10 protein-coding genes are annotated in these 8,031 nt (G+C 58.7%); 3 read left to right on the plus strand and 7 right to left on the minus strand.

Annotation, left to right across the window (positions count from 1 at the left end; genetic code table 11):
• From IQ273_RS27125 to aroF, 5 genes are all read right to left on the minus strand, one after another.
• Positions 1 to 601: cytochrome P450 (locus tag IQ273_RS27125; protein WP_194026250.1), on the minus strand; the 601-nt coding region annotated here is incomplete at its 3' end.
• A 71-nt stretch (positions 602 to 672) separates the two neighbouring features.
• Positions 673 to 1,968, minus strand: coding sequence for an NAD(P)/FAD-dependent oxidoreductase (locus IQ273_RS27130; protein WP_194026251.1), 1,296 nt, complete (start codon positions 1,966 to 1,968; stop codon positions 673 to 675).
• Complete coding sequence (locus IQ273_RS27135) at positions 1,965 to 2,624, minus strand: MotA/TolQ/ExbB proton channel family protein (protein ID WP_194026252.1); 660 nt, start codon at positions 2,622 to 2,624, stop codon at positions 1,965 to 1,967. The genes IQ273_RS27130 and IQ273_RS27135 overlap by 4 nt, the downstream gene beginning before the upstream one ends.
• Before the next feature lie 100 nt (positions 2,625 to 2,724).
• The gene (locus IQ273_RS27140) at positions 2,725 to 3,534 is read right to left on the minus strand and encodes a DUF2993 domain-containing protein (RefSeq protein WP_313898263.1); all 810 of its coding nucleotides are present in this window, start codon (positions 3,532 to 3,534) and stop codon (positions 2,725 to 2,727) included.
• A gap of 87 nt (positions 3,535 to 3,621) precedes the next feature.
• Positions 3,622 to 4,509: a 3-deoxy-7-phosphoheptulonate synthase gene (gene aroF, locus IQ273_RS27145; protein WP_194026253.1), complete on the minus strand. Its 888-nt coding sequence runs from the start codon at positions 4,507 to 4,509 to the stop codon at positions 3,622 to 3,624.
• 673 nt (positions 4,510 to 5,182) lie between these two features.
• Here aroF and IQ273_RS27150 point away from each other — a divergent pair.
• A complete protein-coding gene (locus IQ273_RS27150; RefSeq protein WP_194026254.1) occupies positions 5,183 to 5,341 on the plus strand; it encodes a family 2 glycosyl transferase in 159 nt (52 codons plus the stop codon).
• 47 nt (positions 5,342 to 5,388) lie between these two features.
• On the opposite strand, the gene frr is transcribed toward IQ273_RS27150, so the two are convergent.
• A complete protein-coding gene (gene frr / locus IQ273_RS27155) occupies positions 5,389 to 5,949 on the minus strand; it encodes a ribosome recycling factor (RefSeq protein ID WP_194026255.1) in 561 nt (186 codons plus the stop codon).
• The gene (pyrH, locus tag IQ273_RS27160; RefSeq protein WP_194026259.1) at positions 5,939 to 6,667 is read right to left on the minus strand and encodes a UMP kinase; all 729 of its coding nucleotides are present in this window, start codon (positions 6,665 to 6,667) and stop codon (positions 5,939 to 5,941) included. Before pyrH ends, frr begins: the two co-directional genes overlap by 11 nt.
• Positions 6,668 to 6,752: 85 nt before the next feature.
• On the opposite strand from pyrH, the gene IQ273_RS27165 reads away from it, so the two are divergent.
• Together IQ273_RS27165 and IQ273_RS27170 are read left to right on the plus strand one after the other, a co-directional pair.
• Positions 6,753 to 7,427, plus strand: a complete 675-nt coding sequence (locus IQ273_RS27165; protein WP_194026256.1) for a diacylglycerol/polyprenol kinase family protein — start codon at positions 6,753 to 6,755, stop codon at positions 7,425 to 7,427.
• A 92-nt stretch (positions 7,428 to 7,519) separates the two neighbouring features.
• A complete protein-coding gene (locus IQ273_RS27170) occupies positions 7,520 to 8,005 on the plus strand; it encodes a hypothetical protein (protein ID WP_194026257.1) in 486 nt (161 codons plus the stop codon).
• Positions 8,006 to 8,031 lie beyond the last annotated feature (26 nt).

An 8,031-nucleotide genomic window follows, 5' to 3' on the forward strand; every position in this document is an offset into this window, starting at 1 on the left:
GGTTGGGGTCAATGGGAATGCCGAGCACCAGGGCCGCAATCACCCGCATGGTGAGTTCTACAAACAGCGGATCAACGGGGACGGGCTGGTTGGGCGGGGCGGCGTACAGGTTGGTTATCACCTGGCTACAGGCTTGGTCTACCAGGGCCAGGTAGTGGTTAACGCCGCTAGAGCTAAATTCTGGGTTCCAGGCCTTACGTCGCCACTGCCACTCGGCTCCATCTTGCCCAATCATAATCGGCCCCATTAGGTCGTTCCAGGCCCGCTGCGACTGACCGGTACGCACCAGGCTACCGTCGCGGGTGCCCTGCACAATGGTGCTGTCAATCAGTTTGGCCTGGCTGAGCACCACCACCGGGTAACCCACCCAGTACACATATTTGGGGCCAAATGCTTTAGACCAGTCGAACAAGATCTGAAACAGCTGTCGATTTTTGACTGCCGCCAGCAGGGGCGGAATGTGCCCCTGCAGCCAGTGCTTGGGAGGAGAGGGGAGCGATCGCAGCGACTTATACCGCTGCTGCTTTGTCCACCGCTGTAACCCCAGAGTACCGACAACGCTCAGGCCAGCCAATAGCGATATACCCAACAACCAACCCATAGGATGCACTCGCAGCGGAAAGGGATGCGCCGATTATACAGGTACGGATTTTGGCGACTAGGGGCGATCGCTCAAACACGAGCTGCGGCGATCGCCTGCCCCGCCAGATAGCCCGTCGTCCAAGCATTTTGGAAGTTAAATCCGCCTGTGACGCCGTCGATATTAAGAACTTCGCCCGCCAGATATAGCCCTGGGCAGCGGCGGCTTTCTAAGGTTTTGAAGTTGACCTCGGCTAGAGGAATGCCGCCGCAGGTGACAAACTCGTCTTTAAAAACGCCTTTGCCTGCGATCGCGTAGTCTCCCCGCGTCAGCTCGTTCACCAGCGCCTGGAGCTGCGCCTTCGACAGGTCGGCCCAGTTTAGCTTGGTGCCCAGATTGGCCCGGTGCTGGGCCAAATACTGCCACAGCCGCCGCGACAGCTCTGGAAACGGCGAAAACGCCGCCACCTGGCGCTTACCCTGCTCTTGCTTGAGGGTCAGCAGCTTTTGCCGCACCTGGTCTGGCTTGAGGGCGGGCAACCAGTTCACGGTCAGCGTGGCCCGGTAGCGCTGATGGTGCAGGGCCACCGCCCCATAGGCCGAGAGCTTGAGCACCGCCGGGCCGCTCACTCCCCAGTGGGTAATCAGCAGCGGGCCGCTCTGGGTCAGGGTAGGCGCATCGTCCAGCGCCAGGGAGAGCTGCACGGTTTCGACCGACACTCCCGCCAGCTCGCGCAGGGCCGGGTCAGGCACGTTGAAGGTAAACAGCGAGGGCACGGGCGGCACCAGGTCGTGGCCCAGCTTGAGCGCCAGTCGGTAGCCATTGGGGCTGCTGCCGGTTGCCAGCAGCAGATGGTCGCAGCGCCACTCGGCCCCAGCCCGGGTGGTCAGCCCAAAGCCAGCGTCGTCGGGCTGAATCTGGGCGATTCCGGGACGGATCGCTTCGCGAATCGCCTGGCCCGTGTAAACGCGAATGCCCAGCCGCCGCGCTTCCCCCAGCAGGCAGTCAACAATGGTGCCCGAGTCGTCCGTGGTGGGGAACATGCGGCCATCGGCCTCGGTTTTGAGCTGCACCCCCCGCTGCTCAAACCAGGCCACCGTATCCTGGGGCTGAAAACGGCTGAAGGGGCCGCGCAGGGCGTTGCTGCCGCGTGGGTAGTGGGTGACCAGCACGGCGGGGTCAAAGCAGTGGTGCGTCACATTGCAGCGGCCGCCGCCGGAGATTCTCACCTTGGCCAGGGGTTCGCGGCCCGCCTCAAAGATGTGGATAGAGGCGTTGGGGTTGGCTTCGGCGCAGGCGATCGCCCCAAACAGCCCGGCAGCACCCGCCCCAATCACAATCAGCGAGGCGGATTGGCGTTGGTCTGGCTTTAGAGGCCCATCTTTCACGGAACTTGACCCGGCAAATAAACAGTAGAACTAATCGTGCCCTGGCGCTGGGCGCGACGATGAAGAATCTCCAGCTTGCCCCCCGCCTCTTGAATAAACGCCCGCTGGCGGCGGTACAACCCCTGAAACAGGTTGGCCAGCAGCAGCGCCACCAGGGCCACCACCAGCCCCGCCGCCGTAGAGGTCAGCGCTTCGCCCACCCCTGAGGTCACGCCGCTGGCTGCTGGCCCGCTGGTCTCGCCCAGGCGCAGGGTCGAGAAAACCTGCATCAGGCCCAGGACTGTTCCCAACAGGCCCAATAGCGGGGCCACGCCCACCACCGTTTCGAACAGGGTTTGAAACCGCTTCAGCACGGGCAGTTCGGCCTGGGCGGCACTTTCTAAGGCCAAACGAAATTCTTCGGGGGTAGCGTCGCCTAGGGTAAGCGCCGCCAGAAAGATACGAGCAATAGGCAACTGCTGGTGCTGCTTGAGTTTTGCGATCGCCCGCTGAGGATTTTGGCTAAAGGTGCTCAACACCTGCGGCACCAGCCCCCGCTGCTGGCGGCTGACTTGCAGCCAAAACCAGCCCCGCTCCACCGCCAGGGCCAGGGTCAGCAGCGAAAACAGCAGCAGGGGCCACATCACAATGCCCCCGGCCACAAACCAGTTACCCATAGCGTCGATGCCTTAACCCGAGGACCCAACTATGATACTGGCCAAGCGGGGTTTCGGGTTTCGGGGCAGCCTTGAACCTGGCACCTGACACCTTGAACCCCTAAACCATGCCGGGGAAATGCTCAATTTGGGCATAGCCGCTAAACACGAGTTGGTTGCCCTTGGTTTCGAGCCGGTTGACCCGCAGCAAAACGCCGTCCAAATTGAAGCGTTCTAGATCAACCATGCGGTTGAGCACTTCGGCAAAGCCCTTAGTCAGGGTTTCCGAGAGCGGAATCATGTCATCAGGAATGCCATCGGGCAAAAATTCGGCATCGGCAAAGATAATCCGCCGCCGCTTTTCTACAGTGACCTTGGCCAACAGCTGAATCGGTATGTCTTTGCGGTTGGGCAAATCGGTCTTGGCCGTAATCTTGACGGCTTGGTCAGGCATCAGGCTGATGTGGACGTCTCGAAAGGTAACCGGGTCGCCCCCGGAGAGGGAGGTTACCGCTTCATCGGTCACCCCTTCCAAATGCTGGCGCACTAGCTCGGCCTCGAAGGCACGGTTAATGGCGTCTTCGTTTAAGACCACCTGAGCCACGGCCTGGGTCGGCTGCCGCAAACGAATTTTGCCGCTGATGGCCGAGCCGACGTCAATCGACACCGCATCGGTCTCAAACATCATCTCAGCGGCCTCAAACTCCTTGCGAATGATCAGGCCGCGCCCTTCCATCCGAAAGCTGTCGATCGTGCCCTGGAGCATCTTGCTGGGAGGAGAGCAGCGCACGGCTACCTCCACAGCATCACTGCTGCTAAAGAGGTGCCGTAGCGACTGGGTAGCCACAGAGTTGATCATCCTTTCGCCAAAGTCATTGGACCCTTTGGACTGAAACCCGGTAAAGCCACCAAACATAGAGGTTAGTACCACCTAATTCCCCTACTGTTGTAACAAAATATGAAGCCCATTGACAGCGCCCATTGCTAATGCCTCCCATTGGAGATACTAATGACCGGCCTAGGCGGCGATCGCGATCGCCCCTGAAACCTCCGCTGTCTCTGGCATAGAAGCCATACCATCGGTCGCTAAGCGGCGACCCAAAGCCGCAGCAATTGGGTCGAGGCTGCGGGCGAGCGTAGCCATCTCCTCTAGGGTAAGGGCTTGGCGCGCATCTGACACAGACTGCTCGGGCACCGGGTGGCATTCGACCATGAGCCCGTCGGCCCCAGCGGCGATCGCGGCCCGAGCCAGAGCAGGTACCAGCTCACGCTTGCCAGCGGCGTGGCTGGGGTCCACCATCACCGGCAGGTGGGTAATTTGCTTCAGCGCCACCACGGCCCCCAGATCCAGCACGTTGCGGGTGTAGGTGTCAAAGCTGCGAATGCCCCGCTCACACAAAATCACGTTGGGGTTGCCGTGGCTGAGAATGTACTCTGCCGCCATCACAAACTCTTCTAGGGTGGCCGCCAGCCCCCGCTTCAGCAGCACCGGCTTGGTGGTGCAGCCCAACGCCTTGAGCAGGTCAAAGTTTTGCATGTTGCGGCTGCCCACCTGCAGCACATCCACGTAGTCGGCCATCACCGCAATCTGGTCGATCGCCATCACCTCAGAAATCACCGGCATTTGAAACCGCTGGCGCATATCAGCCAAAATGTGCAGCCCGGCCTCCCCCATACCCTGGAAGGCGTAGGGCGACGTGCGCGGCTTGAACACCCCACCCCGCAGCGCCTGCACTGGCGTAGAAGAGAGGTGCTGGGCGACCTGTTCCATTTGTTCGGCGCTCTCAACGGCGCAGGGGCCGCCTACAATCAGCAGGGTCTCGCCGCCGATAGTCACCGTGTCGCTAAGGGCAATCACCGAACGGTGGTCAGCAGCAGATTTGCGGGTCAAAGTAGCATCTTTCATGGCTAGAAAACTCAAGATAAGAAGGGGACAACAGAGATAGCAGCAGAAAATAAAAAACCCGGAGCGGTAGGCTCCGGGTCAGGTAAGCGGCATAGGACGACCTATCACCACAAGCCTGACCCGGTGGTGTAAAAAAAGCCGTAGTACCAGTTAGACAAGGGTGAATAGGGGGTGTGAATTTGCATTGCTAAAGGCAAAAATAGAACCAGAAAAAACAAAACCGCAGAGGGTAAGCTCCACGGTTCACAAGGTTGACAACACAAAAGTGCTCACGGCCTGTGAACCGAGGGCTGCCACCAAAAATAAAATACTTGGGCTGACGCAAACATGGCTGCGAATTAAATTGAAACGTATTTGCAATCTAGCAGGGCTTTAGGGAAGCGTCAACCGAGGCCAATCAGTACATCTCAACGCCAAGTCAGATTTAAGCCAAAATAACCCCACTTCCGGTCAGGCCAACCGGTAGGGGCAAACGGCGTTTGCCCTCCAAATCAGGGGTAGCCGAGCAAGATGTAGCTCAGACCTCCCGAAATTCACGGAAGACCCAAGTTCATGGGTTTCCCGGAGTACAGCTCTGGCCTTTAAACCTAGGATGAAGACACTTGGCCCAGCCGTGAAGGGGCTATGAAGTCAGGCCCTCCGCTTTTTCAGGATAGCCACTAGGGAGATCGCTATGGTTTGGGAACTCTGTATCCGATACGCCAACGGTAGAGAAACTGTTTTAGACGTATTTCAAAGCCTAGAAATAGCCCAAAACCGGGTAGATAAGCTCTACGCCGAAGGCTATCCCATGCATTTTGCCTACTTTGTCAGGCCGGGCTGCGCCGCGTAGAGACGTGGTTGTGACACCTGGGGGCTGCTTCGCGATCGCGGTCCGCATCATACGGTCATGATGTCTTTTTCTTTAGCGGCTAGGGTGTTATCGAGCTTGGCGATGTACGTATCGGTCAGCTTTTGAATTTCGTCTTGGGCATCGCGCGACTCGTCTTCAGAGATATCACTGGCTTTCTCCAGCTTTTTCACGGCATCAATACCGCTGCGACGCTGGTTGCGAATCGAGACACGCCCCTCTTCAGCAATTTTACCGGCCGTTTTGACAAACTCTTTGCGGCGTTCGCTCGTTAACGGTGGAATGTTAAGCCGCACGACCTTGCCGTCGTTATTGGGCGTAAGGCCCACGTCAGACATAGAAATAGCCCGTTCGATGTTGGATAGGCTGCTGGCATCGAAGGGCTGAATCATCAGCGTGCTGGCATCGGGAGTAGAAATACTAGCGATGGTTTTAAGCGGGGTGGCCGCACCGTAGTAATCGACCTCGATGCGATCTAAAAGAGAGGAGTTAGCGCGGCCAGTGCGAATGGTGTTGAAGTTGCGCTGGGTAGCCTCGATAGACTTCTGCATCTGGTCTTCGGTTTCGAGCAAAATATCGTCAACTGACATCACAGTTCTCTCCTACAATCGTGCCGATAGATTCGCCCATCAGCGCTCGCTTGATGTTTCCGGGCACCGACAGGTCAAATACCATGATAGGGATCTTGTTGTCCTTGCACAGGGCGATCGCGGTACTGTCCATGACTTTTAGGTCGTTTTGGAGCACATAGCTATAGGTCAGGGTGCGAAAGCGCTTGGCATTAGAATTAATTTTAGGATCAGAATCGTAGACGCCGTCAACCTTAGTAGCTTTAAATACCACCTCGGCGTTGATCTCCGCCGCCCGCAGGGCCGCAGTAGTATCGGTAGTAAAGAACGGATTGCCGGAGCCGGCCCCAAAAATAACCACCCGGTTTTTCTCCAGGTGGCGAATGGCGCGGCGGCGAATGTAGGGTTCGGCGACCTCCTGCATGGCGATCGCCGTTTGGACTCGGGTTGGCACCCCCATTCGCTCTAGCGAGTCTTGCAGAGTCATCGCATTCATGACGGTGGCGATCATGCCGATGTAGTCGGCGGTGGCTCGATCCATACCCGAGGCCGAGCCTTTGATGCCCCGAAAGATGTTGCCCGCGCCGACGACGATGGCGATTTCAATCTCTTCTTTAACAACCTCAGCAATCTCAGCGGAAATCGCTTCCACGATGTTCTGATCGATACCGTAGTCCATGTCGCCCATCAGGGCTTCGCCGCTCAGTTTTAGCAGTACTCGCTTATAGGGTTTATCCATATAGGTGGTATCCATAGGAAGCTCGTGTAGTAAGGTCTAGAAGACGGTCTAGAAGTCCCACCCCACTATACTTGCTTCCCCTGCCATGATGGCCACTGCGCTCGTGCAAATTGGACTGATTGCCGCCTGGCTGGCGGTTGTAGGGGGAGTGGCCGAGGGGCTGCGCCGCACCGCCCGCCTCGATACCGAAATCACCCGCAAAATTGTTCACATTGGGGCTGGCCACGTGATTTTGCTGGCCTGGTGGCTGCATATCCCCGCCTGGGTGGGCATCGCCGCCTCGGTGGTGTTTAGCGGCGTGGCGCTGCTGTCGTATCGGCTGCCAATTTTGCCGGGTATTAACGGCGTCGGGCGCAACAGCCTGGGTACGTTTTTTTACGCCGTTAGCATTGGGGTACTGACGGCCGTTTTTTGGCCCCTGGGGCTACCCCAGTACGCCGCCATTGGCATTTTGGTGATGACCTGGGGTGACGGCCTAGCCGCGCTGATTGGGCAAAACTTTGGCCGCCACCCCTACAAAATCTTGGGCAACCAAAAAAGCTGGGAGGGCAGCTTAACGATGGCCCTGGCCAGCTTTCTGGTGTGCGTTCTGGTGCTGGGGTTTACGGCGGGGTTCACCGGTACTGTTTGGGGCACGGCACTGGTGGTTGCGATCGCCGCCACTCTGCTCGAAACCCTCTCGTTCTATGGTCTCGACAACCTGACCGTACCGCTGGGGAGCGCAGCACTGGCCTACGGTCTGATGGGGTGGATAGGGTGAGGGGTGCGGTCGGCGCTGGTTTTTCGTACTATCAGGTAGTACAAGTTTTCTGGTCGCACGGTTGCCCAGGCCCGTTCAGGAGTTGCTAACCCGTGAATGCTTCCCCCTTTTCCCCCCTCGAACTCACCGATCGCGTGCTGGCGATGGCCAAAACCGGGGTCTATCGTCAGTCGGTGTTTGAAGCCCTGGGGCCAGTGGCCACCCGGCGGCAGATTCGCGATGCGATCGCCCAGGCCAAGCAGTTTGGCCTCTACACCGTCTCGGCCCTGCGCGACGAAGATCTGGGCACCTACTACCAGGTTGAACCGGCCCGCTATGAATCGTTTCAGGCGGCAGCGAAGACCCTGGCCGCAGGCTTGCCTCCAGAAAATTTAGCTGAGCAAGTTGTGGCTACCCACGCTGCGCTGCGCGCCATGCTCACCGCCGTGGCGGGCAGCACTTTGGGCCTGGGCATCTTGGGCGGCTGGTGCCTGCTTGACGGTCATACTCAATTGGGCCGAGGCCTGTGGCTGGGAGCCATGGTGGCTGGGGGGCTGTGGAGCGTGCAGCGATGGATTGCCCGGCAGGCGATGGGTTAGAGGGGTCGGGGAGCAAGGGGGCAACG

This window comes from Nodosilinea sp. LEGE 07298 (assembly GCF_015207265.1).
Lineage (GTDB): Bacteria > Cyanobacteriota > Cyanobacteriia > Phormidesmidales > Phormidesmidaceae > Nodosilinea.

Coding starts and splice junctions, on each gene's coding strand:
- frr (WP_194026255.1), bottom strand. CDS start 5,949: ATGTCAGTTGACGATATTTTGCTCGAAACCGAAGACCAGATGCAGAAG.
- IQ273_RS27165 (WP_194026256.1), top strand. CDS start 6,753: ATGATGGCCACTGCGCTCGTGCAAATTGGACTGATTGCCGCCTGGCTG.
- pyrH (WP_194026259.1), bottom strand. CDS start 6,667: ATGGATAAACCCTATAAGCGAGTACTGCTAAAACTGAGCGGCGAAGCC.
- aroF (WP_194026253.1), bottom strand. CDS start 4,509: ATGAAAGATGCTACTTTGACCCGCAAATCTGCTGCTGACCACCGTTCG.
- IQ273_RS27135 (WP_194026252.1), bottom strand. CDS start 2,624: ATGGGTAACTGGTTTGTGGCCGGGGGCATTGTGATGTGGCCCCTGCTG.
- IQ273_RS27150 (WP_194026254.1), top strand. CDS start 5,183: ATGGTTTGGGAACTCTGTATCCGATACGCCAACGGTAGAGAAACTGTT.